Source organism: Stenotrophomonas sp. Steno-Z4 (assembly GCF_056393145.1).
This window is the reverse complement of sequence record NZ_JBWJPC010000010.1, coordinates 23,718-48,810: the sequence shown is the minus strand read 5'-3', so window position 1 is coordinate 48,810 and position 25,093 is coordinate 23,718. Positions and strand designations below refer to the sequence as shown.

The following is a 25,093-nucleotide window of genomic DNA, read 5'->3' as shown; positions in this document are numbered from 1 at the left end:
ATCCCTTATCTCGCCCGCCGAGTGTAACAGAATAAAAGGCCAATGACTGATACCGTGCCGTCCCCCAAACCCGCTGAAGGCAAGACCAGCGTCCGTCTCCTGACTGTTCCGGCCGACCGCGCCGGGCAACGCCTGGACAACTTCCTGCTCGGCCAGCTGAAGGGTGCGCCACGCAGTCTGGTCTACAAACTCGTGCGCAGCGGCCAGGTCCGGGTGAACGGCGGCCGCGCCAAGGCCGAACGCAAGCTGGTGGAGGGCGACGAAGTGCGCGTGCCACCGGTCCGTCTCACCGAGGAGGGAGACAAGGCCGGCCCGCCGGCGGCGTTCATGAAGCGGCTGGAAGACGCCATCGTCTACGAAGACGAGCGGCTTCTGGCCCTGAACAAGCCCTCCGGCGTGGCCAGCCACGGCGGCAGCGGGATCAGTTTCGGCGCCATCGAGACCCTGCGCGCACTTCGCCCCGGCAAGACCCTGGAGCTGGTGCACCGGCTGGACCGGGACACCTCGGGCCTGCTGATCGTGGCCAAGAAGCGCTCGGCGCTGAGCGAGCTGCAGGCACTGCTGCGGGAAGACCACGGCGCCGGCATCCGCAAGCGCTACCTGACCCTGCTGGTGGGGCGCATGCCCGACGGCACCATGACCGTGGACGCCCCGCTGCACGTAGGCCTGCGCCAGGGCGGCGAGCGCCACGTCCAGGTCAATGCGATCGGCAAGGAGTCCATCAGCCACTTCAGCGTGCTGGAGCGCAAGGGCGGCCATTCGTTCTGCGAAGTCCGGATCGAAACCGGCCGTACCCACCAGATCCGCGTGCATGCCCAGCACCTCGGGCACCCGGTGGCCGGTGACGACAAATACGGCGATCCGGACGTCAACAAGCGGCTTCGTGACCAGATCGGCCTGAAACGCCTGTTCCTGCACGCCGCCTCGCTGGAGTTCTCGCTGGACGCCGGCAAGACCCCCTACCTGCTCAATGCGCCATTGGCCGAGGAGCTGACCGAGGCATTGAACCGGTTGGGGTGAAGCTGTCGGTTGATTGATCCGGGCCCGGATGGGCCCGGAAAAAAGTCGTCGACCGTTGGTTGATTGATCCCAATCCCAATGGGCCCATATGAATTCGTAGCCCCGGCCGTTGGCCGGACACCGCGCGCAGCGCGGCCCAAGCGTCCGGAGACGGTGACCCGACGATTGCCGCCACCACCCGGCGTTTAGAGGTTCCGAAGCCGCCCGTCAGGCGTTCATGATCCCGGAACGAAGAGCAGCCGGCCAACGGCCGGCGCTACCGCTTCGGATCGTCTAAACGCCGGACGGAGTATCGGGAGGCCGCATTCGGCCACCTCCTGAGACTTGGGCCGCGCTGCGCGCGGTGTCCGGCCAACGGCCGGGGCTACGAACCGCTACGTAACGTCCACAGATCGGGATCAACCAACCAGAGGCCCCGTAACCGTCGCAGACCCATCGGGATTGGAATCAAATCAACCCGTATCCGGTAGCGCCGGCCGTTGGCCGGCCCACGCAATCTGCGCCACGCCCGCACGCACATCACCATTTGAACAACACCAGGCTGATGGCCAGGCTGGCCATGCCGGCGACCAGCCCGTACACCGTTTCATGGCCCTTGGCGTATCGCTTGGCCGCGGGCAGCAGCTCATCCAGCGCCAGGAACACCATCACCCCGGAAATCAGCCCGAATACCCAGCCGAACGTGGCGTGGTTGAGCACCCCGGACAACAGCACGTACCCGATCGCCGCCCCGATCGGCTCGGCCAGGCCCGACAGCAGGCTGGCGCCGAACGCATAGAACTTGTTCTGGGTGGCGAAATACACCGGCACCGCGATCGCGATGCCCTCGGGGATGTTGTGGATGGCAATGGCGAACGCCAGCGGCATCCCCACCGACGGGCTTTCCAGCGTCGCGAAGAACGTGGCCAGGCCTTCCGGGAAGTTGTGCGCGGTGATCGCCACCGCGGTCAGCAGGCCCACCCGCTTGATGTAGGCCTTGTTGTTCTCCCGGAACATCGGGTCCTGCTTGTCCAGGCTTTCGTGCGGGTTCGGAATCAGGTGATCGATCAGCACGATCAGCAGTACCCCGCACAGGAACGCCGCCGTGGCGTAGGCATAGCCCACGCGCGCGTCATACGCCAGGGTGAACGAATCGATCGCCTTGGTCAGGATCTCGGTCAGCGACACGAACACCATCGCGCCGCCGGCGAAGGCCAGGCCGAAGGCCAGCAGGCGGGGATTGGGGCGGCGCGAGAACAACACCATCAGGCTGCCCAGGCCGGTGGCCAGCCCGGCAGCCAGGGTCACCAGCAGGGCGACCCATACGTTTTCACTCGAGATTTCCGGCATGCGCCACAGCGTCCTTTGATCAGCCGCCGCGACGTAGGCGTTCTTCCACCGCGAAGCACTCATCGGGTTTGGGCTGCGGCGGGTTGAAGCTCACCGGCACCTGGATGGTGGTGGGCACCGCCTGGCCGGCGCGGGTGGCCGCCTTGAACTGCCAGCCTTCCACCGCCTTCTGCGCCTGCTCATCAAGCTGCGCGTTGCCGCTGCCGCTCACCAGCTGCACCTGGCCTGGCTTGCCGTCGGTCCCCACCACCACCTTCAGCGTGGTGGTGCCGCCAATGGCCTGGCAGGCCAGCTCGATCGGGTACACCGGCGGCGGCGTCTTCACCGCAGCCACCTCGGTAGGCGCCGCCACAGGTGCGGCCGGCTCCGACGACCCGCCACACCCGGCAAGGATCAGCACCGCTGCGGTCACCGCCACGCGTATCTGGATGTTCATCAAAATCACTCCGTCAGGCCCGAAGCCTTGGCTGCACAGATGAAGTCGTTCTCGCTCAACCCGCCCACGTCGTGGGTGGAAAAGCGCACCACGGCGCGGTCGTAATGCACCCCCAGGTCCGGGTGGTGGTCCTCGGCATGGGCCACCCAGGCCAGGGCGTTCACGAACGCCATGGTCTTGTAGTAGTCGGCGAAGCGGAAGGTCCGGGTCAGGGCCTGGCCCTGTTCGGCCAGCTCCCAGCCGGGAACCTGCGGCAGCAGCTCGGCTATGCGGGCTTCGCCCAGCTTGTGGTCGCTGCCCTTGCGCGGTACGCAACGGGCCTGCGCCAGCGGAATCAGGTCGGCCATGAAATCCTCCACCTCGTGTATGCCTGAACAATGCGCCGGACAGTGTATAAACCGAATGAGCGCATAACATGTAAGCCGCTAGAATAGCCGCATGATCCAGATCTCCGACACTGCCCAGACCTATTTCCGCAAGCTCATCGAGCGCGAAGCCGTGCCCGGCATGGGCGTGCGCCTCAGCGCCGTCGATGCCGGCACCCCGCGTGCCGATGCCCGGCTGGAGTTCGCCGAACCGGCCGACCTGCTCGGCGACGAGTGGGCGGTGGACTGCGACGGCTTCACCCTGTACGTGGCGTCCGACAGCGTGGGCTGGATGGACGGCGCCGACATCGACATCGTCACCAATGCCACCGGCGGCCAGCAGCTCACCATCAAGGCCCCGAAGATCAAGGGCGAAGCCCCGGCCGATTCGGCCTCGCTGGTCGAACGCGTGCGCTGGGTGGTGGAAAACGAAGTCAACCCGCAGCTGGCCTCGCACGGCGGCAAGGTCGCGGTGCAGGAAGTGTCTGCCGATGGCGTGGTGCTGCTGCGCTTCGGCGGTGGCTGCCAGGGCTGCGGCATGGCCGACGTCACCCTCAAGCAGGGCATCGAGAAAACCCTGATGGGCCGCGTGCCCGGCATCACCGCCGTACGTGACGCGACCGACCACGACAGCGGTCACGCGCCGTATATTCCGCGCGGCACGGCTGCCTGACCGGCCTGCGTGACACTGCGCCGGGCTGACGACATCCTCGACTGGCTGCTTTCCCGCCAGCCGGACAAACGCATCGTTGAAAAAACCACGGGCCTGCCCTACGGGTGGGGCCTGTGGCTGCGCGCGCTGACGCCGCTGCCGCGTCCGTTCCGCTCGACCGAAGTCATTGCCGAACTGATCCAGCGGCCGTTGCCGGGCTCGCCCGGCCGACTGCCGGCGCTGGGCTTCGTGCAGTCGCTGCGACGGCTGCTCTGGCAGACCTGGGACCCGGCCCCGCGCGACCAGCGCTGGATGCGCTGGACCTCGGCGGTCATCAGCGTGCTGCTGCACGTCATGTTCGCGCTGCTGCTGTTGTGGGTGGCGCTGATCCGCCCGCCGGTGCAGCCGGAGCAGGGCGGTGATGGCGGCCGCATCCAGGTGGAATTCCTGGGCAGCGGAACACCCCAGGAAAGTGGTGGCGGCGAGCCGGCGGCTGCAGGCAGCGCGGCAGCCGCCGCTGCTGCTAGCGCCCAGGCTGCGGCCGCCGCCTCGCAGCCCCGACCGGCGAGCTCGACCGCAGCCGCCGCGCCGCAGCCGCCGGCATCGGCGCCGGCGCCGGCCGCCAGTACCGAACCCGCGCCGACACCGCCAGCCCCTGCGCCCACCGCTGTCGAACAGCCGATCCAGGCCACCGACGTGGCCGAAGCCACCACCGATTTCGTGGTGCCGCCCACCAGCGTGCCGCGCACCGAAGTGCGGGTGATTCCGCGCGACGCGCCCGAGCCGCAGGTGCGCGAACGCACCGTGGAGGTGGCGGAGGCACCGACGCCGCCTTCGATCACCCCGTCCGTGCGCCCGGTGGAAACGCAGGTGCGCCCGCGCGACGTGGCGGTGCGCGAACGCGAGGTCACCGTGGTCACCGCGCCCACCGCACCGGTGCCCGTGCCGGGCCCGCGGGTTGAGGTCACTGTGCCGCAGCGTGATCTGCAGGTGCGCGAACGTGAAGTGACCCCGGCGCCGTCAGTGTCGGTCACGGTCGCGCCGGTGCCGCAGCGCGAGATCACCGTGCCCGGGCGCAGTCCGGAAGTGGCGGTGCGTGAGCGTGCGGTGCCGAATGCCGCGCCGCGCCCGGCCCCGGCCGCAGCGACCCCATCGCCGGCAGCGTCCGCACCTTCGCCCACGCCAGGGGCGAGTACGGCCAGCCAGGCCAGCCCAAGCCGCAGCACCGCCTCCAGTGCCGCGCCGGCCCGTGCGCCGGCCGCGCGTCCGTCGCCCACGCCGGGCAACTGGGCCACGCCTGCACGGGGCGATGACTGGGGCGCTGCCGACCGCAACCGGGCCGGCGAGCGCAGTGGCGCGCAGGCCAACCAGGGCGCCGGGCGTACCGGCGAGGGTCTGTTCAACGCCGACGGCAGCGTGCGCGTGCCGGGGCAGGCGGGAAGCGGCGATAGCGAGCGCGGCGCCCCCGGTGGCGAGAACGATGGCTGGAGCCGCGAACGGATTGCCCAGTCCGGGACGTGGCTCAAGCGCCCGCCGTACGACTACACGCCGACCTCGTTCGACAAGTACTGGGCGCCGAACGAATCGCTGCTGGCCGAATGGGTGCGCAAGGGCATCAAGGCCGTGGAGATTCCGATTCCGGGCACCAGCTCGAAGATATCGTGCGTGGTCTCGATCCTGCAGTTCGGCGGCGGCTGCGGCCTGTCCGACCCCAACATGCAGGACCAGCCGGCGGTGGCCCGTCCGCCGCCGGACATCCCGTTCAAGAAGGAACTACAGGACGACAACGGCAGCCGTTGACCGCAAGGGCCACGTGGGATCATGCCGTCCGTGGGACACGCATGGCGTGTCGCTACGCGGGATTACGCCTCCGAATCCTCGCTTCCTGCGTCTTCCAGCGCGACGAATGCCCAGAACGGCACGTCCTGTTCGAGCCACGTCTTGCTGGCGTCCTCCAGTACATCCAGGAACGTGTCGAAGTCCTTCTCCGCGTTTTCCCGCAACTCGTCCGCATCACTGAAGAACAACGCGTAGCCGTTGGCCTTCATCCACCCGAGGTCGCGCAGGCAATCCAGCAGCGCGTCCCAGTTGCCACCAAACGTCTGTGGGAAATCCAGCTGCGCGGCAACGCGTGCGATCAGGGTGCGCTTGTCGCGGCAGCCGCCCAGGTCGATCGTGGCCACGCGCAGGCCGGCATCGCGCATCGCGGCCGACAGCGGGCCGATGTCGGCGTTGGTGACCGAATACACGCCCGCATTGTTGATGTCGTCCAGACCCAGTTCGAATCCATCGTGGTTCATTGCCAGCTCCCGGCAGGTGGGACCTCGAAACTGCGGAAGGTTTCGTAATGGTCGTCGGTGTAGAACCAACCGGTCGGCGGAGTGCCGCCGGTCACGATGCGGCGTGCGCCGCGGTTGCCGGCACCCGGCGTGTCCACCGTGTACTCGCGGTAATAACCGCGCGGGCGATCCGGCAGGCGCTGTTCGCGGTTGCTGAAAACGCCGCCGTCCTGGCGGTGCGGGTAGGGACCGCCGCGCTGGATCAGGAGGATGGTCTGGCGCGCTTCTGCAGGCAGGAAGGCAGGCAGTGGGTCGTGAGTGCGCTGCGCGGCGGCGCCGGGATTGGCCGGGGCGTTGTCGATCGGCGCAGCATCGGCACCTGGCTGGGTCAGCGATGGCGCGAATTGGGGCGCGGGCGCGCGCTGGGCTTCCTTGATGGCGAACAGACCGCCCACCAGCAGGACAATGGCAACGAGCAGCAGTAGAGGTTTGCGCATGTGAACATCGAGTGTGCGGGGGACGGGGTTAATGTAGCGTAGCCAAACGAAGTTTCCTTTACGTGGGGGTTGGTAAGCTTGGCGGCCATCCCCATCATCGACTTCGCAACGCCCGGTCTTCGCCGGGCGAGTGAGCTACCAGGAGAACCACATGGCCTACACCCTCCCCAAGCTGTCCTACGCCTACGACGCGCTTGAGCCGCACATTGATGCGGCCACGATGGAAATCCACCACACCAAGCACCACCAGACCTACATCAACAACGTCAACGCGGCACTGGAAGGCACCGAATACGCCGACCTGCCGGTTGAGGAGCTGGTCAAGAAGCTCAAGTCGCTGCCGGAAAACCTGCAGGGCCCGGTGCGCAACAACGGTGGCGGGCACGCCAACCACACCCTGTTCTGGACCGTGATGGCGCCCAACGCTGGCGGTAACCCGACTGGCGACGTCGGCCAGGCCATCGACGCCCAGCTGGGCGGTTTCGAGAAGTTCAAGGAAGCCTTCACCAAGGCGGCGCTGACCCGTTTCGGCAGCGGCTGGGCGTGGCTGAGCGTGACCCCGGACAAGAAGCTGGTAGTGGAAAGCACCGGCAACCAGGACAGCCCGTTGATGGAAGGCAACACGCCGATCCTCGGCCTGGACGTGTGGGAACACGCGTACTACCTGAAGTACCAGAACCGTCGCCCGGAATACATCGGCGCGTTCTTCAACGTGGTCGACTGGAAGGAAGTCGAGCGTCGTTACCAGGAAGCCATCGCCTGATTCCAGCGTTGAACTGGATACCGGAAAGGCCAGGCAGAAATGCCTGGCCTTTTCGTTTACCGGGCCTGGGCGTCGCCCTGCAGCCTCAGGGTGGCAATGATGCCCAGGCGCAGGGCGCCGATATCGGTGCCTTCCAGTGCGGGCAGTTTCAGCGGTTGCAGGCCTTGCCCGGCGAAGTGGCTCACCTGGAACAGCACATCCAGCCCATGGCCGCCCGCGATCCCGGCTGCCGACGGCGGGTCGACGCGCTCGCCGGGATTCTTGCGCGCCGGCTGGAAGCCGGGCGAGCTGCGCACCAGTTCATCGGTGTCAGCCGAGAAGTCGCCTGCAATCAACGATGGCAGGCCGTCCGAGGTGGCACCGATCCAGGTCATCAGGTCGCTGGTCTGGTGCTTTCGCACCAGCGCTTCGTCCGGGTCCGGGCGCAGCCGTGCGACATAGATGTTGATCTGCTCGTCCTGCAGGTTCACCCGCAGCATGCCCGCCGCACTGAACCGGCCGGGCGGATGGAGCAGGGTGACCCCGTCTTCGGCCACCGGCAGCCGGCTGAGCATGGCACTGCCGTGGCGCAGCGGCTGGCTGGGCGGGTCGGCGGTGACGAAGTCGCAGCTGTAGCGCAGCCGGGTGGCCAGCCAGCAGGCGGGGTTGCCGCCCTTGGTCTGCAACACCCGCTGCACGGCGATCACGTCCGGCTGCAGGCCTTCCAGCACCTGCAGCAGCTGGTCGCGGCGCTGCTCCCATTGGGCCTCGTCGGCCGCCGGCAGTTCCAGCGTGGCGATCCTGAGCAGGCGTGGCGGCGCCTCGCTCTGCCGGGCGGCGGCCGGGAGCGCGGGAGTGGTCAACAACAGGAGCAGGAACCAGCCGTGCCAGCGTCCTGCGACAACCGTGGGGAGGAGGCGCATAACGATAAGTTTACGCTTGGTCCGTCGACGTGCCGTGACTTCCGTCAACGGTTTTCAGATGCCTGCCATTGCGCGGCGGCGTTGTCACGTTCGGCCGCAACGTGCGCCGCCGTGGCCCTTCCGGTAACCTTGCGCCCTTTGAACCCGCAGGACAGCCCCATAGAATGAGCACGACCGCAGCCGCCAGCGCTGGCAAGGGAAGCATGCCGCGCCAGATTCCGTACATCATCGGCAATGAGGCCTGCGAGCGGTTCAGCTTTTATGGGATGCGCAACATCCTGGTGCAGTTCCTGATCACCTCGCTGCTGCTGCAGGAGATCACGGCCGATGGCCGGGCCGGCGAGGCCAAGGACATCATGCACAGCTTCATGATCGGCGTGTACTTCTTCCCGCTGCTGGGCGGCTGGCTGGCCGACAAGTTCTTCGGCAAGTACCACACCATCCTCTGGTTCAGCCTGATCTACTGCGCCGGCCACGCGTGCCTGGCGCTGTTCGAGAACAGCCGCGAAGGCTTCTTCCTGGGCCTGGGCCTGATCGCGCTGGGTGCCGGCGGCATCAAGCCGCTGGTGGCCTCGTTCATGGGCGACCAGTTCGACCAGAGCAACAAGCACCTGGCCAAGATCGTCTTCGACGCGTTCTACTGGATCATCAATTTCGGCTCGCTGTTCGCCTCGCTGCTGATCCCGCTGGCGCTGAAGAACCTGGGCCCGCAGTGGGCGTTCGGCATCCCCGGCATCCTGATGTTCGTGGCCACCTTCGTGTTCTGGCTGGGCCGCAAGCGCTACGTGCTGGTGCCGCTGCCGCCCAAGGACCCGCATTCGTTCGGCAACGTGGTGCGTACCGCGCTGACCGCGCAGGTGCCCGGCAAGGGCCGTCCGGGTCTTACCCTGGCCATCCTGGGCGCGGTACTGGCGGTGGCCTCGATGGGTCTGGTCGGCAGCCTGGGCATCGTGATCTGCCTGTGCATCGCGCTGGTGCTGCTGCTGGCCGGCGTGGGCGGCGGCACCTGGATCCAGCTCGACCGCGCCCGCGCGGTGCACCCGGCCGAGGCCGTGGAGGGCGTGCGTTCGGTACTGCGCGTGCTGGTGATATTCGCGCTGACCACGCCGTTCTTCTCGCTGTTCGACCAGAAAGCGTCCACCTGGGTGCTGCAGGGCCAGCAGATGGCCATGCCGTCCTGGTTCACCGCCTCGCAGATGCAGGCGCTGAACCCGCTGCTGGTGATGATCCTGATTCCGTTCAACAACCTGGTGCTGTACCCGGCCCTGCGCCGGTTCGGCTTCGAGCCGACCGCGCTGCGCCGGATGACCGCCGGCATTGCCTTCAGCGGCCTGGCCTGGATCGTGGTCGGCGGCATCCAGGTGATGATGGATGGCGGCAACGTCATGTCCATCTTCTGGCAGATGCTGCCGTATGCGCTGCTCACCTTCGGTGAGGTGCTGGTCTCGGCAACCGGCCTGGAGTTCGCCTACAGCCAGGCGCCGCAGGCGATGAAGGGCGTGGTGATGAGCTTCTGGAACCTCACCACCACCATCGGCAACCTGTGGGTGCTGCTGTCCAACGCGGCGGTGCGCAACGACACGGTGACCCACCAGATCGCCAGTACCGGGCTCAGCGAGGCCGCGTTCCTGATGTTCTTCTTCGCTGGCTTCGCCTTCGTGGCGGCGTTGGCCTTCGGTTGGTATGCCAAGCGCTATCGTATGGTCGACAACTACCGCGCTGCCTGAGTACCGCCATGACCCCCGTCAACCTGCTGCTGATCGCCATCACCGTTCTTGTCTCCTGGATGGCGTTCAAGAACCGCGCGCTGGCCGACCGCCTGATCCTGTGGCCGCCGGCGGTGGACCGCAAGCGCCAGTACGACCGCCTGGTGACCTACGGGTTCATCCACGCGGACCTGGCGCACCTGGCGTTCAACATGATCACGCTGTTCTTCTTCGGCGGCCAGATCGAGTCGGTGATGGTCAACCTCACCGGCAGTTACCTCACGTACCCGGCGTTCTACCTGGGTGCGCTGGTGGTGTCGATCCTGCCCAGCTACCTGAAGAACCAGAAGAACCCGAACTACATGAGCCTGGGCGCGTCGGGCGCGGTGTCGGCGGTGCTGTTCGCCTTCATCCTGATCAGCCCGTGGAGCATCATCTTCGTGTTCTTCATCCCGGCGCCGGCGATCATCTATGCCGCGTTCTACGTCGGCTACAGCATCTGGATGGACCGCAAGGGCGGTGACCGCATCAACCACAGCGCGCACCTGGCCGGTGCCGCGTTCGGCGTGATTTTCATGCTGGCGATGCGCCCGGCGATCTTCGACCACTTCCTGCGCGAGTTGAGCAACCCGCGCTTCAGCCTGGGCGGCTGAAGCGGGAAGCGGTCACGACCAACGGTCGTGACCTACCCCGGTGCTGCCCCGGTAGGTCACGACCGTTGGTCGTGACGCTCCATCAAGCAGCGAAACGCTGGTCGGTACCGTAGGTGCTGAGCAGGCGGGCGTAGACCTCGTGGTCGATCAGGTCGAATTCCGACCCCTGGGTCTGACCATTCAGGGCCAGCTGGAACAGGCCTTCCAGCAGCGAGCTGTCGGCGTCGCCGGGCTGGGTGAAGTCGGGTGCATGGTCCATGTGACACTCCTTGGGACACGGATGGGGCAGACAGGTGTCGCAAAACGCGTGCCAGCTTTTGCGGCCTGTCCGAAACCGATATCGGCTTGAATCGGGCGGACTTTAGGACCTTATGTGACCAAATGCGTCGCCTGTTGCCCCTGTTCAGGCTTCACGCGATCATGGCGCTACGCTGCGCACTATCGCGACAGTCGCCGCAGGAGACACCGCCCATGGCTTCGGTCACCCCGCCCGGATTGGCGTACGAGGTGGAGCACGATCTGGCCCGCCACCGGTTCCAGGCCCGGATCCAGGGGTACCTGGCGCTGCTGGATTACCAGATCAAGCGGAAGCGGATGGTCATCACCCATACCGAGGTGCCCGAGGCCATTGCCGGCCGCGGCATCGCCGGGGAGCTGACCAAGGTCGCCCTGCGCTACGCGCGCGACAACAAGTACAAGGTGGTGCCGGCGTGTGCCTACGCCGAGCAGTTCTTCCAACGGCACACCGAGTACGACGACCTGCTGGCGTAGCAGGCACAGTTTTTTTCACGGACGAAGGATCATCATGCTGGGTTTCAACAAGGGGATTGCAATGAACATCGCAGGAAACCGCCGCGCGCTGCGTACCGGCGCGCTGGCGTTGGCCGTGGGGCTGGTGCTGCTGGCCGGCTGCAAGCGCGAGGCGGATACCGCTGTCGCACCGGCAACCGACACCACCACCGCACAGCCGGATGCCACCGCGCCGCAGGCCGCCGTCGAGGCGCCGCTGGAGCTGCGTGACGTCATTGAAAACACCCCGCAGGCGGTGGTGGGCATCAGCTACCCGCAGGACGTGAACCGCTTCCCCGGGCTGGCCAAGGCGCTGTCGGACTACGCCACGGCGGCGCGCGCTGAACTGCAGCAGGCCGTGGACGGCCTGGGCAACGACAAGCCGACCATGCCCTACGAGCTGTCGCTGAGTTTCGAAAAGGTGCTGGAGACCCCGCAGCTGGTGGTGATCAGCGCCGACGGCAGCCGTTATACCGGCGGTGCCCATGGCGAACCGCTGGTGGCGCGTTTTGTGTGGCTGCCGGAAACGCAGACCATGCTCACCGCCGACAAGCTGATTGCCGATACCAAGGGCTGGGGCGTGGTCAGCGACTACATCGCCGACCAGCTCAAGGAGCGCGTGGCGACCCGGCTGAGCAGCGAGGACATGGACCCGGGCCAGCTGCAGGAATCGCTGCGCAGCGCCAGCCGCATGATTGCCGACGGCACCGGGGCCAGCGCCGAGAATTTCAGCCAGTTCCAGCCGATGACCGACCCCAATGGGCTGATCACCGCGGTGCGGTTCGTGTTCCCGCCGTACCAGGTGGGCCCGTACTCGGATGGCACCCAGACCGTGGACGTGCCCGCCGCCGTGCTGGCACCGCACGTAGCCCCGGCCTACGCCGGGCTTTTCGCCAAGGGCTAAAAGGGGGCGGAGCGTGGACGTGGGGCTGCAACGACGGGTCATCGAGTTGCTGCACGAGGCGGACGTCACCGTTGACGGTGAGCGTCCGCACGACATCCAGGTGCACGACCCGCACTTCTACGCGCGCGTGATCGCGCACGGGTCGCTCGGCTTGGGCGAAAGCTACATGGACGGGCAATGGGACGCGGAATCGCTGGACGGGTTCCTGCTGCACCTGATGCAGGCGCACCTGGACGAACGCGTGCACGGCTGGCGCGAACTGGGTGACGCGCTCAAGGCGCGGCTGTTCAACCTGCAGTCCGGCGGCGGCAACCTCGAGGTGGGCCGTCGCCATTACGATCTGGGCAACGATCTTTACGGCGCGATGCTGGGCAAGCGGCTGGTTTACAGCTGTGGGTACTGGGCGGGCGCGGACGATCTGGACACCGCGCAGGAAGCCAAACTCGACCTGATCTGCCGAAAGCTCCGGCTGCGCCCGGGCCAACGCGTGCTCGACATCGGCTGCGGCTGGGGCGAGGCCCTGAAGTTCGCCGCCGAACGCTACGGCGTCTCCGGCGTGGGCATCACCATCTCGCAGGAGCAGGCCGAGTACGCACGTGAGCTGTGCGCCGGGCTGCCGATCGAGATCCGTCTGCAGGACTACCACGATGTCGACGAGACCTTTGACGCGATCCTGTCGGTAGGCATGTTCGAGCACGTGGGCGACAAGAACTACCGAAGCTATTTCGAGATGGCGCGGCGTTGCCTGGCAGCGGACGGGTTGTTCCTGCTGCACAGCATCGGCAGCAATCTCTCGCGCCACCGCACCGATCCGTGGATCGCGCGCTACATCTTCCCCAACTCGATGCTGCCGTCGGCGGCGCAGATCACTGCCGCCTATGAAGGCCTGTTCGTGCTGGAGGACTGGCACAGTTTCGGCGCCGACTACGACCGCACGCTGCAGGCCTGGCGCAGCAACGTGGAGGCGGCTTGGTCACGGCTGGACCCGCAACGCTACGACGAACGCTTCAAGCGCATGTGGCGGTTCTACCTGGCCGGCTCGATGGCCAGCTTCCGCTGCCGGCACGCCCAGTTGTGGCAGCTGGTGCTGTCGCCGAACGGCGTTCCGGGCGGGTATGTCGCACCGAGGTGATCACACGCGAACGGTGTGGCATGGCCAAGGACATGCATGGCATGTCGCTACGTAGGGGCACGCCATGCGTGTCCGCGATGAACCTGACGCAGAAAAAAAACCGCCCGGCATGTGCCGGGCGGTTCTGACTTGCAGGCGCGTTACTTCTTTTCCGGAACCAGCCCACGCTTTTCCAGCAGCGGCTCGATCTGCGGTTCGTGGCCGGCGAAATCGCGGAACAGCTGCATCGCGTCCACGCTGCCGCCCTTGGAGAGCAGGGTGGCGCGGAAATGGTCGCCGTTCTTGCGGCTCAGGCCGCCGTTGTCGCGGAACCACTTCTGGGTGTTGGCGTCCAGCACTTCCGACCAGATGTAGGCGTAATAGCCGGCCGAGTAGCCGCCCATGATGTGGCTGAAGTACGGGGTCTTGTAGCGCGGCGGCACCGGCGCGTAGTAGATGCCGTCCTTCTCCAGCGCCGCGCGCTCGAAGGCCATCACGTCCTTGGCGGCCGGCACCTGGTCCGGGCCGATCTGGTGCCAGCGCTGGTCCAGCATGGCGGCACCCAGGTACTCGGTGGTGGCAAAGCCCTGGTTGAACTTGGCCGCGGCGATCACCTTGTCCAGCAGCGCCTGCGGCATCGCGGTGCCGTTCTGGTAGTGCTTGGCGTAGTTCTTCAGGATGAGCGGGTTGTCCGACCACATCTCGTTGACCTGCGAGGGGAACTCGACGAAGTCACGCGGCACCGAGGTGCCCGAGAAGTAGGGGTACTTCACGTTCGAGAACATGCCGTGCAGGGCGTGGCCGAATTCGTGGAAGGTGGTGGTCACTTCATCCCAGGTCAGCAGGGTCGGCTGGCCGGCCGGCGGCTTGGGAATGTTGAGGTGGTTGGCCACCACCGGCTTGAAGCCGGTCAGCTTGGACTGCGACACATAGGAGTTCATCCACGCACCGCCACGCTTGGACGCGCGTGCGTACGGGTCGAAGATGAAGATCGCCAGCTGGCTGCCATCGGCGTCGAACACGTCGTAGACGGTCACGTCGTCGTGGTAGACCGGCAGGTCGGTGCGCTGCTTGAAGGTCAGGCCGTATTCCTGGTTGGCGGCGAAGAACACGCCGTTTTCCAGCACGTTCTTCAGCTCGAAGTACGGCTTGAGCTGGGATTCGTCGAAGTTGTACTTGGCCTGGCGCACCTTCTCGCTGTAGTAGGCCCAGTCCCATGCCTCGAGCTGGAAGCTCTTCTTGCCGGCGGCCTTCTGTTCCTTGTCGATCATCGCCTGCAGGTCGGCCGCTTCGCGCTTGGCATTGGCGACCGCAGCCGGGGCGAGCTGGCCGAGCATGGCGTTGACCGCTTCGGGGGTCTTGGCGGTCTGGTTGGTCAGGTTGTAGGCGGCGAAGTTCTCGAAGCCCATCAGCTTGGCCTTGTCGGCGCGCAGCTGCATGATGCGCGCGACCAGCCCGGTGTTGTCGAACTCGCCACCGCGGCTGCCACGGGTGACCGAGGCATCGTAGATCTTCTTGCGCAGGTCGCGGTTGGCCAGGTTGGTCAGCGGCGGCTGGCCGGTGGTGTTGAGCAGGGCGATGACGTACTTGCCGTCCAGCTTGCGGGCTTTGGCCGCTTCGGAGGCGGCAGCGATCTGTTCGGCCGACAGGCCGTCCAGCTGCTTGACGTCGTCAACGATCACGGCCGAGGCGTTCACTTCGTTCTGCACGTTCTGGCTGAACTTGGTGCCCAGGTTGGCCAGCTCGGCGTTCATTTCCTTGAGCTTGGTCTTGTCGGCGTCATTGAGCTTGGCGCCGGCGCGCACGTAGCTCTCGTAGTACTTCTCGACCAGGCGCACGCCTTCGGCGTCCAGGCCGAGCTGGGTGCGGGTGTCATACAGGGCCTGGATGCGGGCGAACAGCTTGCCGTTCAGCGCGATCGCATCGCTATGCGCGGCGAACTTTGCCGAGTAGTCGGCCTGCAGCTTCTTGCGCGCATCGTTGGTATCGGCGCCGACCAGGCTGAAGAACACGGTGGTCGCACGGTCGAGGGTGTCACCGCTCTTTTCCAGGGCGATCAGGGTGTTGTCGAAGGTCGGCTTGGCCTTGTTGTTGGCGATGGCTTCCACTTCCTTCAGCTGCTGGGCCATGCCGGCATCGAAGGCGGGGGCGAAGTCGCTGTCCTTGATCTTGTCGAACTGCGGGTAGTGCAGCGGCAGGGTGCTGTCGGCGAAGAACGGGTTGGCCTGCTGGGCAGCGTTGGCCGCAGGCGCGGCGGCAACGGCGGAATAGGCGGGCAGGGCAAGGCCGAGGGTCACGGCGACGGCAAGGGCAAGGCGGGTGGTCAAGGGGTAATCTCCGGTCAGACAAGTGCCCGAGGTTAACCCGGGGTGAGGGGTGGGGGCTTGTGTCGAAAGGCATGTGCGGTGGTCGCATCGATACAATGGCCACACCCCTCCCTGGAGCATGACCATGACCACCGCCTTCGATTTCTCGTTCGTGGACCTGGACGGCCAGCAGCAGGACCTTGGCCAGTACCGTGGCAAGGCGCTGCTGCTGGTGAACGTGGCCAGCAAGTGCGGCTTCACGCCCCAGTACGAGGGCCTGGAGGAGGTATGGCGGGAGTATCGCGACCAGGGCCTGGTGGTGATCGGCTTCCCGTGCGATCAGTTCGGCCGTCAGGAACCCGGCAACGCGGACGAGATCCGCAGTTTCTGCTCGCTGACCTATGGGGTGGACTTCCCGCTCTCGGAGAAGATCGAGGTCAACGGGGATGGCGCGCACCCGCTGTGGAAATGGCTCAAGGCCGAGAAGTCCGGGTTGCTGGGCATCGGCGCGATCAAATGGAACTTCAGCAAGTTCCTGGTCAGCCGTGATGGCAAGGTGCTCGAACGCTATGCCCCCACGGACAAACCGGAAAATCTGCGCGGCGATATCCAGGCTGCGCTGGGGTGACTGCTGGACACGCATGGCGTGTCCCTACGGATTCGTGACCGGCGAACAGGCGTAGCGACACGCCATGCGTGTCCCACGCGATGCGTCCGGCGCATGCCGCAGCGGTTACTTTTCGACGAACGCGCGCTCGAAGACGTAGTGACCGGGCGTACCGATCCGCGGCGAAGTCTGGAAGCCACGGGCGTCCAGCACGCTGCGCAGGTCGGCCAGCATCTGCGGGCTGCCGCAGATCATGGCGCGGTCGTTTTCCGGGCTCAGTTCGGGCAGGCCCAGGGTGCGCTGCATCTCGCCGCTTTCCATCAGCGAGGTCAGCCGACCCTGGTTCGGGAACGGTTCGCGGGTCACCGCCGGGTAGTACAGCAGCTTGTCGCCGATCATATCGCCCAGGAACTCATGCTCGCGCAGTTCCTTCTCGAACAGCTCGCGGTAGGCCAGGTCCTTTTCGTAGCGCACGCCGTGGGTCAGGATCACCTTGTCGAAGCGCTCGTAGGTTTCCGGGTCCTTGATCACCGACAGCCACGGCGCCAGGCCGGTGCCGGTGCCCAGCAGGTACAGGTGCTTGCCCGGGTGCAGGTCGCTGATCAGCAGGGTGCCGGTGGGCTTCTTGCCGACCAGCACCTTGTCGCCCGGTTTGATGTGCTGCAGGCGAGAGGTCAGCGGGCCGTCCTGGACCTTGATGCTGAAGAATTCCAGGTTCTCTTCCCAGTTCGCGCTGGCGATGGAATACGCGCGCAGCAGCGGCCGTGCTTCGGTTTCCAGGCCGATCATCACGAACTGGCCGTTCTCGAAGCGGAAACCGCTGTCGCGGGTCGTGGTGAAGCTGAAGTAGGCGTCGGTCCAGTGACGGACCTCAAGCACCGTTTCGGCGCCGAAAGCGGAAGACATGGGGAGGGGGTCTGATCTGTGTTGTCCCGCCCAGTTTATCTCAAATGAGATAAATTCTCATTGAACCCCGTTCAGCGATATCCCGCCGCCTGCAGTTCGAACAGCTCGGCGTAGCGGCCTCCCTGCGCCATCAGCTGGGCGTGGGTGCCACTGGCCTCGATCCGCCCACCGGCCAGCACCAGGATCCGGTCGGCCATGCGCACCGAGGAGAACCGGTGCGAGATCAGGACGGCGGTGCGGTTGTCGGACAGCTCCTTGAAGCGCTGGAACACCTCGAATTCGGCGCGCGCATCCAGCGCGGCAGTGGGTTCGTCCAGGATCATCACCTGCGCATCGCGCATGTAGGCGCGGGCGATGGCGATCTTCTGCCACTGGCCGCCGGACAGGTCCACGCCCTGCTTGAAGCGGCGCCCGATCAGCTGCTCGTAGCCCTGCGGCAGCCCGGCAATCACATCTTCGGCCATGCCACGGCGCGCGGCGTCGCGGATGCGCGCATCGTCGGTCATCGCTTCGACCAGGCCCACCCCGATGTTCTCGCCGGCACTGAGGTTGTAGCGTACGAAGTCCTGGAAGATCACCCCCATGTTGGCGCGCAGGTCGTCCAGGTCGTAGTCGCGCAGGTCGCGGCCGTCGAGCAGGATGCGGCCTTCGTCCGGGTCGTACAGCCGTGCCAGCAGCTTCACCAGCGTGGTCTTGCCGGCGCCGTTCTCGCCGACCAGGGCCAGCACTTCGCCCGCGCGCAGCTCGAAATCCAGATGGCGCACCGCCCAGCTTTCCGCGTCGGGATACTGGAAGCCCACGTTCTCGAACACGAAGCCCTGGGTGATCGGCTGCGGCACCGGCACCGCGTCGGGGCGCGAATGGATTTCCGGCTGGATCTGGAAGAACGAAAACAGATCGTCCAGGTACAGCGCCTGGCTGGCCACCTGCGAAAAGCCGATCAGCAGGCCTTCCAGCAGCTGGCGCAGGCGCAGGAAGCTGCCGGCCAGGAAGGTCAGGTCGCCGATGGAGAAGTCGCCGCGCACCGTGCGCCAGGCGATGTAGGCATAGGCGGTGTAGTAGCCGAGCGTGCCCAGGGCGGCCAGCAGGGTGCCCCAGAACGCGCGTTTGCGCGCCAGCGCGCGGTTGGCGCGGAAGAACTTGTCGGCCAGGAACCGGTAGCGGTCGATCAGGAACCGGTGGAGGTTGAAGATCTTCACCTCCTTGGCGGTTTCCACGCTGGCACCGATCTGGCGCAGGTAGTCCAGCTGGCGGCGCTCGGGGGTCCACTGGAAGTTGAGGCTGTAGCCGGCCGCGTTGAAGTGCGATTCGCCGATGAACGCCGGCACCAGTGCCACGCCCAACAGCAGGATCAACCACGGCGCGTAGACCAGCAGGCCCACCGCCAGGCTGGCCACGGTGATGGCGTCCTGGACCTGGCCGAACAACTGGCTCATCAGGTTCATCCGGCCCATGGTCTGGCGCCGGGCGCGGTCCAGCTTGTCCTGCAGGTCCGGGTCCTCGAAGTCCTCCAGGTCCAACTCCGCCGCGTGTTCCATCAGGCGCACGCTGGTGACGTTGGTGAACAGCTCCGAGAGCAGGGTGTCGGCGTAGCTGACGATGCGGCCGAGCAGGTCCGAGGCGATGGCCAGGCCGAATTCCAGCGCCAGCAGGCCCAGCAGGGGATTGAGCAGGCCGCTGTACAGCGCTTCATCGAACGGCGGGAAGCCGGCCTCGTGCCGGCTCAGCAGCAGCGCCGCATCGATGATGAGCTTGCCCACGTACAGCATCGCCACCGGCAGCAACGCGCGGATGACGCGCAGCCCCAGGCTGGCGCTGGCCAGTGCCGGGCTGGTCTGCCAGACCTGGCGCAGGAACGGGGGCAGGTTGCGCATCGCCTGGAAGCGTTCGCGCAGGCTGGGATTCTTCGGGCCGGAAGCGCCGGCGGCGGGGGAGGCGGGCATGGCCCCATTGTGCCTGCGATCGCCGTGAAGCCCGGTTGTTTACCAAAGGGGGGCGTCATCCTATGACGGGCCCGGATTGCCTGCTGTGACAGGGCCCGGCGCAGTTGTCGGGAGTGATTCCCACCACCGCCGGGCCGGGGCGCTAAAATGGTGGGCTTACCCCCGCCAGCCCCGAGCAAGCGAGCATTACGTGACATCGATCAAGCAGGAAGACCTCATCCAGTCCATCGCCGACGCGCTGCAGTACATCTCGTACTACCACCCGGTCGACTACATCAAGAGCCTCACCGCCGCCTACGAGCGCGAAGAGTCGCCGGCCGCGAAGGAAGCGATGGCCCAGATCCTGATCAATTCCCGCATGTGCGCCGAAGGCCATCGGCCGATCTGCCAGGACACCGGCATCGTCACCGTGTTCCTGGAAGTGGGCATGAACGTGCGCTGGGACGACGCCACCATGAGCCTGGAAGACATGGCCAATGAAGGCGTGCGCCGCGCGTACAACCACCCGGACAACAAGCTGCGCGCCTCGGTGCTGGCCGATCCGGCCGGCAAGCGCGTCAATACGAAGGACAACACCCCGGGCGTGGTCAACATGAAGATCGTGCCGGGCGACACCGTGGACGTGATCGTGGCGGCCAAGGGCGGCGGTTCGGAAGCCAAGAGCAAGTTCGCCATGCTCAACCCGTCCGACTCCATCGTGGACTGGGTGCTCAAGACCGTGCCGACCATGGGCGCCGGCTGGTGCCCGCCAGGCATGCTCGGCATCGGCATCGGTGGCACTGCTGAAAAGGCGATGCTGCTGGCCAAGGAATCGCTGATGGAGCCGATCGACATCAACGAACTCAAGGCCCGTGGCGCCTCCAACCGCGCCGAAGAACTGCGCCTGGAGCTGTATGACAAGGTCAACGCACTGGGCATCGGCGCACAGGGCCTGGGCGGCCTGACCACGGTGCTGGACATCAAGGTCAAGGACTTCCCGACCCACGCGGCCAACCTGCCGGTGGCGATGATCCCCAACTGCGCCGCCACCCGCCACGCCCACTTCACCCTGGACGGCAGCGGCCCGGTGATGCTGGACCCGCCGTCGCTGGAAGACTGGCCGCAGATCACCTACGACGCCTCCAAGGGCACCCGCGTCGACCTGGATACCATCACCCCGGAAGACGTGGCCAGCTGGAAGCCGGGCCAGACCCTGCTGCTCAACGGCAAGCTGCTCACCGGCCGCGATGCCGCGCACAAGCGCATGGTGGACATGCTCAACAAGGGCGAGCCGCTGCCGGTCGACCTCAAGGGCCGCTTCATCTATTACGTGGGTCCGGTCGATCCGGTGCGCGAGGAAGTGGTGGGCCCGGCCGGCCCGACCACCGCCACCCGCATGGACAAGTTCACCCGCCAGGTGCTGGAACAGACCGGCCTGCTGGGCATGGTCGGCAAGGCCGAGCGCGGCCCGGCCGCGATCGAGGCGATCCGTGACAACAAGTCGGCGTACCTGATGGCGGTGGGCGGTTCTGCCTACCTGGTGTCCAAGGCGATCAAGGCGGCCAAGGTGGTCGGCTTTGCCGACCTGGGCATGGAAGCGATCTACGAATTCACCGTGCAGGACATGCCGGTGACCGTGGCGGTGGATTCCACGGGTGAATCGGTGCACATCACCGGCCCGCGCGAATGGCAGGCGAAGATCGGCAGGATCCCGGTGGTCGTGGCCTGATGCTTCTTGAACAACGGCGCTTCTGGGCGCCGTTGTTGGTTCTACCGGCGCGCGCATAATCAGGGCCTTCCCAACCGCAGGTCCCGCGCATGGCCACCACGTTGTACGGATCCTCCAGCACCGCCTCGCTGGTGGTGCATTGGCTGCTGATCGAACTGGGCATCGAGCACAAACTGGTGCTGCTCGATTTCGATACCCGCGAGCAGAAATCGGCCGATTACCTGGCCCTCAACCCGGCCGGTCGCGTGCCCACGCTGGTGATGGGCAGCCAGGTCCTGACCGAAGCGGCGGCGATCGCCCTGCACCTGGCCGACCTGCACCCGCAGGCGGGGCTGCTGCCGGCGCCGGGGTCGCCCGAGCGTGCGCAGGCCTACCGGTGGATGTTCTGGTGCGCCAACACCCTGCAGCCGGCGTATCGCGCGTGGTTCTATGCCGATGAAGTGGCCGGTGCGGACAACGTGGACGCGGTACGCGAGGGCGCGCGCCAGCAGCTGGAAGCGGGGTGGGCACGGTTCGCCGAGCACCTGCAGCAGGCGGGACCGTACGTGCTGGGCGAACGCATCAGCGTGGTCGATTTCATGCTGGTGATGCTGATGCGCTGGTCACGCAACATGCCGCGCCCCAGCGATACCTGGCCGGAATTGAAGGCCTACGCAGAGCGCATCAAAGCGCGCCCGGCGTTCGCCGAAGCCTACCGCCGCGAAGGCATCACCGACTGGCGGTGATACCGCGTAGCGCCGCGCCGCGCCCGGCGTGGCTGCGGCGCAGCGTCAGTACCACTCCAGCAACGACACACCCAGGCCGATGTAGGTCGCCTTGTGGTTGTAATCGATCATGCTTTCGCCGTACCCATCGAAGATCTGCACATGCCCGCGCAGCAGGTTGCTGATCGGGAAGCCGTAATCCAGCTGCACCGCCCCGTGCGAACGGTCGCCACCGCGCAGTGAATGCCGCGCCATCAGCGAAACTTCGTGGCCGTTGCGGTTCCAGGTCAGGGTCGCGTCGCCGCGGCCCATGTAATCCTCGATGTCCGGGTTGTTGTCGTCTTCGCGGTCTTCGGGCAGGCGGTACCACGGGCGCAGCACCAGCGCCCAGTTTTCGCGGTCCAGGCCGATGTTGGCGATCACCCGGTTCCAGCTGCGCGACAGCGGGTCGGCGCGGCCGTTGGACATGTGGGTGAGGCTGAGCCCGCTCATGCGCCCGCGCCAGCCGCCGATGGAATAGCCGTTGCGGAAGACCATCATGATCTCCGGCTCGTAATTGGTTTCGCGGAACGGGCGCGAGTTGTCGGCGTTGTAGGCCTGCCAGCGCGAGCTCTGGGTATACCCTGCCCAGATGTCGCCGTTGTCGCCGAACACGTTCTCCCAGACCTTGGTCTTGAAGCTCAGCTGGAACTTCAGCTCGTTGCTGTCCAGCTGCTGTGGCGTGGTCACCGTGTTGTCCGGGTTGGGCGAGTGCGGCATCTGGTTCTTGTCGCTGGTCCAGAACGCGGGCAGCAGGTACACCGGCTTGTAGGCGCGCAGCTGGAACGCCCCCAGCTTGGAGTCCTGCGCCAGTTCCCAGCGGCTGTCCAGCAGCGAACCCTTGCCGGCATTGGCCAGCGCGGAATCATGGCCATCGTTCTTGAACACCTCGCCCAGCCGCTGCTTGACCCGTTCGGTGGGCGGGGCATCGGGCGTACGCGCCGCCTGGCGCTCTTCGCGACGCTCCTGCTTGGCGGCGGTGGCAGCGGCATCGGCCGCCTGGGTGGTTTCCACCGTGGGCCGGAACAGCTTGTCGTAGCAGGCCAGGCGGGCCACGTCGGTGCCTACCAGCGCGCAGGCTTCAGGCGATGCCGGCGTCGGCGCGGCTTCCTGGGCGGCCAGCGGCAGGCTGGCGCTGGCCAGCGCCAAGGCAGAGAACAGGGCCGAACGAGGGCGGTGGGTCATGGAGGCGGGCCGATGAATGGAGGGGAGCGCGGACAGTGTGGCGGCTGCCCGACGTTCCCGCCAGCGCAACGCGACGCACTGACGGGATCAGCGCGTTTATGCCGGTGTCCCCCGTGCGCGCAACGTGAAGCTGGCCGGGCTCAGAAGAACCAGGCGAACGCGAAGATGCCCAGCATCGCGATCACCAGCGCCAGCTTGAGTGCGAACCCCAGCAGGATGCCCAGCCAGGTGGCCAACCCCACCTTGGTGGACCGGCCCAGTTCGCGCGTATGCCAGTACTCGCCGAGCAGTGCGCCGGCCAGTGGTCCGGCGAACAGGCCGATCGGCATGAAGAACAAGCCGACGATGCTGCCGATGAACGTACCCCACAGCGCCTTGCGGCTGGCCCCGACCCGCTTGGCGCCCACTACCGTGGCCAACACGTCCACGGCGAAGGAGGTCAGCGTCAGCAGGCCTAGCACTGTCAGCGGTACCCAGCCCACATGCACGAAGCCGTCGCCCCAGGCCGCCACCAGCAGACCGGCGAAGACCAGCGGGATCCCGGGCAGGGCGGGCAGGATGATGCCGGCGATACCGACAAGGACCAGCACCACGGCGATCAGGTAAAAGATGAATGAAGGGTCCATGCTGTCCAGTATGGTTGTCTATTTGGGGTTGACATACGTGAAATAAGCCAGTTGCTTTTTCATTTTGCCCGGGTTAAGTTGCAGACGCTGAGCTTGGCAAGGTCACCGTGGATCGTGGCCTGATGATGGTAGATCTTCCGATCCGCTCCATCGATGCACCTCGCTTCCCCCTTGCTTGTCAGCCGCCCACAAGGCGTAACCAACTACAAGTCAGTCAGGGAGTAAGGAAGATGGCAGAGAAGGGCACCGTCAAGTGGTTCAATGACGCGAAGGGCTTCGGTTTCATCAGCCGTGAAAGCGGTGAGGACGTGTTCGTACACTTCCGTGCAATCGAATCCCAAGGCTTCAAGAGCCTCAAGGAAGGCCAAGCGGTCGAGTTTGAAGTGACCCAGGGCCAGAAGGGCCTGCAGGCCGACAAGGTGCGCCCGCTCTAAGCGCGCACTGCTCCGGTCTGATCGGAACATGGAAAGGGCCCGCGCAAGCGGGCCCTTTGCTTTCACGCTGCAGCGGTGCAGTGGGTCAGCGCAGCACCACGCGACCGTTGACCACGCGTACGTAGGTGTTCTCGCGGATCCCGCCGAGGTCACGCTGGTTCACCACCACGGTGCGGCCGTCGTCCATGCGCACGGTGATGTCGAAGGTATCGCTGGTCACGTTCTTCTGGATCTGGTTGCCGGCAAGCGCACCGCCCACCGCGCCCGCAGCGGCGGCGATGTTCTGGTTGCCCTTGCTGCCGCCGGTGTGGTCGGAGATCTCATGGCCGGCCACGGCGCCGACCAGGCCACCCAGGATCGCGCCAGTGGCGCTGGGGGCGGTGCGGCCGGAGGCCACCTGGTTGATGCGGGTCACGATGCCGCAATCGGCGCAGCGGTTGGTGTTGTAGTTGCCGCTGTTGTTATAGCCGTTGTTGTAGCCGTTGTTGTTGTAGCCGCCGCCGTAGCCAGGCGAGGTGGTGGCACAGCCGGCCAGCGCGACGGTAGCGACGGCGGCGGCAGCAATGAGTTGGATCTTCATGGTGGTTCTCCTGGCCAGAAGGGGTGGTCGTGAATGCGTCTGGGGCGCATGGCGCAGATCCTGTCCTGTCCCGCGTGAACAGGGTGCCAATCCGGCCACCGCTTCGTGGCTGCCAGATGAATCAGCGGAAATCCTGGTGGCAGGCCTTGCAGTCGGTCTGGATCTTTTCGACCAGCTGGCACATGGCCACGCAGTCGGTCGGCGGCGCCGCCAGCGCGGTGTTGAGCGTGGCGCGCAGACCGCTGGCGTGCTGCTGGAACTGCGCACTGTCCTTCAGGTCGGGGAACGCAAGGTCCAGGTCGTTGGACAGCGAGCGCAGCGTCTGCAGGCGCGGCACGCTGTCGGCCAGGCTGCAGCGGTTCTGCGCCTGCGCATCGCGCAACAGCGCCACCTGGCGCTCCATCACGTGCATCAGGCTGCCGGGGAACGGGTCCTGGCGGGCCTGGATCGCGCGGGACACCATCACCGTGGCGACCAGGCCGATCACCAGCCCCAGGCCTGCGACAAACAGATAGCGGTAAGCGGCGGACGGGCGGCGGGTGGGGACGGGGGCATTCATGCGGGTGGCTTCCTTGTGGGTGGCTCGCTGCATCCTACCGCTGGCCGCATCACGACCGTACGTGGCGGGCGCCGGGCCGTCTAAAATGGG

27 protein-coding genes are annotated in these 25,093 nt (G+C 66.3%); 13 read left to right on the top strand and 14 right to left on the bottom strand.

Features of this window, described 5'->3' with window-relative positions; genetic code table 11:
- Positions 1–42 precede the first annotated feature (42 nt).
- Positions 43–1,020 (top strand): RluA family pseudouridine synthase, encoded by a 978-nt coding sequence (locus AC06E7_RS18370; RefSeq protein WP_184126631.1) that lies wholly within the window; start codon positions 43–45, stop codon positions 1,018–1,020.
- Between the two features lie 519 nt (positions 1,021–1,539).
- On the opposite strand, the gene zupT is transcribed toward AC06E7_RS18370, so the two are convergent.
- The 3 genes from zupT to AC06E7_RS18355 are packed head-to-tail and all read right to left on the bottom strand — an operon-like array spanning position 1,540 to position 3,132.
- Positions 1,540–2,349, bottom strand: coding sequence for a zinc transporter ZupT (gene zupT, locus AC06E7_RS18365; RefSeq protein ID WP_068853069.1), 810 nt, complete (start codon positions 2,347–2,349; stop codon positions 1,540–1,542).
- 19 nt (positions 2,350–2,368) lie between these two features.
- Positions 2,369–2,785 carry an energy transducer TonB gene (locus tag AC06E7_RS18360; RefSeq protein WP_478065556.1) on the bottom strand — a complete coding sequence of 139 codons (417 nt, stop codon included), beginning with the start codon at positions 2,783–2,785 and terminating at the stop codon, positions 2,369–2,371.
- Between the two features lie 5 nt (positions 2,786–2,790).
- Positions 2,791–3,132, bottom strand: coding sequence for a 4a-hydroxytetrahydrobiopterin dehydratase (locus AC06E7_RS18355; protein ID WP_068854702.1), 342 nt, complete (start codon positions 3,130–3,132; stop codon positions 2,791–2,793).
- Positions 3,133–3,223: 91 nt separating this feature from the next.
- Here AC06E7_RS18355 and AC06E7_RS18350 point away from each other — a divergent pair, with 91 nt between their 5' ends.
- Together AC06E7_RS18350 and AC06E7_RS18345 are read left to right on the top strand one after the other, a co-directional pair.
- Entirely contained in the window at positions 3,224–3,823 is a 600-nt protein-coding gene (locus AC06E7_RS18350; RefSeq protein ID WP_068853063.1) for an NfuA family Fe-S biogenesis protein, read from the top strand.
- Positions 3,824–3,832: 9 nt separating this feature from the next.
- Positions 3,833–5,602: a hypothetical protein gene (locus AC06E7_RS18345; protein ID WP_478065554.1), complete on the top strand. Its 1,770-nt coding sequence runs from the start codon at positions 3,833–3,835 to the stop codon at positions 5,600–5,602.
- 62 nt (positions 5,603–5,664) lie between these two features.
- Here the strand turns inward: AC06E7_RS18345 and AC06E7_RS18340 are convergent, their stop codons facing one another.
- Both AC06E7_RS18340 and AC06E7_RS18335 read right to left on the bottom strand, forming a co-directional pair.
- Positions 5,665–6,102 carry a barstar family protein gene (locus AC06E7_RS18340; protein ID WP_478065553.1) on the bottom strand — a complete coding sequence of 146 codons (438 nt, stop codon included), beginning with the start codon at positions 6,100–6,102 and terminating at the stop codon, positions 5,665–5,667.
- On the bottom strand, positions 6,099–6,578 hold the full coding sequence (locus tag AC06E7_RS18335) for a guanyl-specific ribonuclease (protein ID WP_478065551.1): 480 nt from the start codon (positions 6,576–6,578) through the stop codon (positions 6,099–6,101). The genes AC06E7_RS18340 and AC06E7_RS18335 overlap by 4 nt, the downstream gene beginning before the upstream one ends.
- A gap of 151 nt (positions 6,579–6,729) precedes the next feature.
- Between AC06E7_RS18335 and AC06E7_RS18330 the strand changes: the two genes are divergently transcribed.
- Positions 6,730–7,341 (top strand): superoxide dismutase, encoded by a 612-nt coding sequence (locus tag AC06E7_RS18330; RefSeq protein WP_093532582.1) that lies wholly within the window; start codon positions 6,730–6,732, stop codon positions 7,339–7,341.
- A 56-nt stretch (positions 7,342–7,397) separates the two neighbouring features.
- On the opposite strand, the gene AC06E7_RS18325 is transcribed toward AC06E7_RS18330, so the two are convergent.
- Complete coding sequence (locus tag AC06E7_RS18325; RefSeq protein ID WP_478065550.1) at positions 7,398–8,243, bottom strand: endonuclease/exonuclease/phosphatase family protein; 846 nt, start codon at positions 8,241–8,243, stop codon at positions 7,398–7,400.
- Between the two features lie 164 nt (positions 8,244–8,407).
- On the opposite strand from AC06E7_RS18325, the gene AC06E7_RS18320 reads away from it, so the two are divergent.
- Both AC06E7_RS18320 and AC06E7_RS18315 read left to right on the top strand, forming a co-directional pair.
- Positions 8,408–9,970, top strand: coding sequence for a POT-type proton-dependent oligopeptide transporter (locus AC06E7_RS18320; protein ID WP_478065548.1), 1,563 nt, complete (start codon positions 8,408–8,410; stop codon positions 9,968–9,970).
- A gap of 8 nt (positions 9,971–9,978) precedes the next feature.
- Positions 9,979–10,602 (top strand): rhomboid family intramembrane serine protease, encoded by a 624-nt coding sequence (locus AC06E7_RS18315; RefSeq protein ID WP_095362777.1) that lies wholly within the window; start codon positions 9,979–9,981, stop codon positions 10,600–10,602.
- Positions 10,603–10,684: 82 nt separating this feature from the next.
- On the opposite strand, the gene AC06E7_RS18310 is transcribed toward AC06E7_RS18315, so the two are convergent.
- Positions 10,685–10,861, bottom strand: coding sequence for a hypothetical protein (locus AC06E7_RS18310; protein WP_184126639.1), 177 nt, complete (start codon positions 10,859–10,861; stop codon positions 10,685–10,687).
- A 212-nt stretch (positions 10,862–11,073) separates the two neighbouring features.
- On the opposite strand from AC06E7_RS18310, the gene AC06E7_RS18305 reads away from it, so the two are divergent.
- From AC06E7_RS18305 to cfa, 3 genes are all read left to right on the top strand, one after another.
- Positions 11,074–11,373 (top strand): GNAT family N-acetyltransferase, encoded by a 300-nt coding sequence (locus tag AC06E7_RS18305; RefSeq protein ID WP_336443317.1) that lies wholly within the window; start codon positions 11,074–11,076, stop codon positions 11,371–11,373.
- A 61-nt stretch (positions 11,374–11,434) separates the two neighbouring features.
- Complete coding sequence (locus tag AC06E7_RS18300; RefSeq protein ID WP_320457268.1) at positions 11,435–12,295, top strand: DUF3298 and DUF4163 domain-containing protein; 861 nt, start codon at positions 11,435–11,437, stop codon at positions 12,293–12,295.
- Positions 12,296–12,308: 13 nt separating this feature from the next.
- Positions 12,309–13,427: a cyclopropane fatty acyl phospholipid synthase gene (gene cfa, locus AC06E7_RS18295; protein ID WP_478065546.1), complete on the top strand. Its 1,119-nt coding sequence runs from the start codon at positions 12,309–12,311 to the stop codon at positions 13,425–13,427.
- A gap of 140 nt (positions 13,428–13,567) precedes the next feature.
- Here the strand turns inward: cfa and AC06E7_RS18290 are convergent, their stop codons facing one another.
- The gene (locus tag AC06E7_RS18290; protein ID WP_478065544.1) at positions 13,568–15,733 is read right to left on the bottom strand and encodes a M3 family metallopeptidase; all 2,166 of its coding nucleotides are present in this window, start codon (positions 15,731–15,733) and stop codon (positions 13,568–13,570) included.
- 124 nt (positions 15,734–15,857) lie between these two features.
- Between AC06E7_RS18290 and AC06E7_RS18285 the strand changes: the two genes are divergently transcribed.
- Positions 15,858–16,340 (top strand): glutathione peroxidase, encoded by a 483-nt coding sequence (locus AC06E7_RS18285; protein WP_478065543.1) that lies wholly within the window; start codon positions 15,858–15,860, stop codon positions 16,338–16,340.
- 105 nt (positions 16,341–16,445) lie between these two features.
- On the opposite strand, the gene AC06E7_RS18280 is transcribed toward AC06E7_RS18285, so the two are convergent.
- Both AC06E7_RS18280 and AC06E7_RS18275 read right to left on the bottom strand, forming a co-directional pair.
- Complete coding sequence (locus AC06E7_RS18280) at positions 16,446–17,225, bottom strand: ferredoxin--NADP reductase (protein ID WP_478065542.1); 780 nt, start codon at positions 17,223–17,225, stop codon at positions 16,446–16,448.
- A 71-nt stretch (positions 17,226–17,296) separates the two neighbouring features.
- Complete coding sequence (locus AC06E7_RS18275) at positions 17,297–19,168, bottom strand: ABC transporter ATP-binding protein (RefSeq protein WP_068853025.1); 1,872 nt, start codon at positions 19,166–19,168, stop codon at positions 17,297–17,299.
- Between the two features lie 190 nt (positions 19,169–19,358).
- On the opposite strand from AC06E7_RS18275, the gene AC06E7_RS18270 reads away from it, so the two are divergent.
- Both AC06E7_RS18270 and AC06E7_RS18265 read left to right on the top strand, forming a co-directional pair.
- The gene (locus AC06E7_RS18270; protein WP_068853024.1) at positions 19,359–20,876 is read left to right on the top strand and encodes a fumarate hydratase; all 1,518 of its coding nucleotides are present in this window, start codon (positions 19,359–19,361) and stop codon (positions 20,874–20,876) included.
- 89 nt (positions 20,877–20,965) lie between these two features.
- Entirely contained in the window at positions 20,966–21,601 is a 636-nt protein-coding gene (locus tag AC06E7_RS18265) for a glutathione S-transferase family protein (protein ID WP_419403133.1), read from the top strand.
- A gap of 45 nt (positions 21,602–21,646) precedes the next feature.
- On the opposite strand, the gene AC06E7_RS18260 is transcribed toward AC06E7_RS18265, so the two are convergent.
- Both AC06E7_RS18260 and AC06E7_RS18255 read right to left on the bottom strand, forming a co-directional pair.
- Positions 21,647–22,804, bottom strand: coding sequence for a phospholipase A (locus AC06E7_RS18260; RefSeq protein WP_320457263.1), 1,158 nt, complete (start codon positions 22,802–22,804; stop codon positions 21,647–21,649).
- Between the two features lie 140 nt (positions 22,805–22,944).
- The gene (locus tag AC06E7_RS18255) at positions 22,945–23,430 is read right to left on the bottom strand and encodes a DUF456 domain-containing protein (protein ID WP_354276877.1); all 486 of its coding nucleotides are present in this window, start codon (positions 23,428–23,430) and stop codon (positions 22,945–22,947) included.
- A 230-nt stretch (positions 23,431–23,660) separates the two neighbouring features.
- Here AC06E7_RS18255 and AC06E7_RS18250 point away from each other — a divergent pair, with 230 nt between their 5' ends.
- Positions 23,661–23,864 (top strand): cold-shock protein, encoded by a 204-nt coding sequence (locus AC06E7_RS18250; RefSeq protein WP_184126650.1) that lies wholly within the window; start codon positions 23,661–23,663, stop codon positions 23,862–23,864.
- A gap of 85 nt (positions 23,865–23,949) precedes the next feature.
- On the opposite strand, the gene AC06E7_RS18245 is transcribed toward AC06E7_RS18250, so the two are convergent.
- Positions 23,950–24,444: a glycine zipper 2TM domain-containing protein gene (locus AC06E7_RS18245; RefSeq protein ID WP_068853017.1), complete on the bottom strand. Its 495-nt coding sequence runs from the start codon at positions 24,442–24,444 to the stop codon at positions 23,950–23,952.
- Positions 24,445–24,565: 121 nt separating this feature from the next.
- Complete coding sequence (locus AC06E7_RS18240) at positions 24,566–25,003, bottom strand: hypothetical protein (RefSeq protein WP_478065541.1); 438 nt, start codon at positions 25,001–25,003, stop codon at positions 24,566–24,568.
- Positions 25,004–25,093 lie beyond the last annotated feature (90 nt).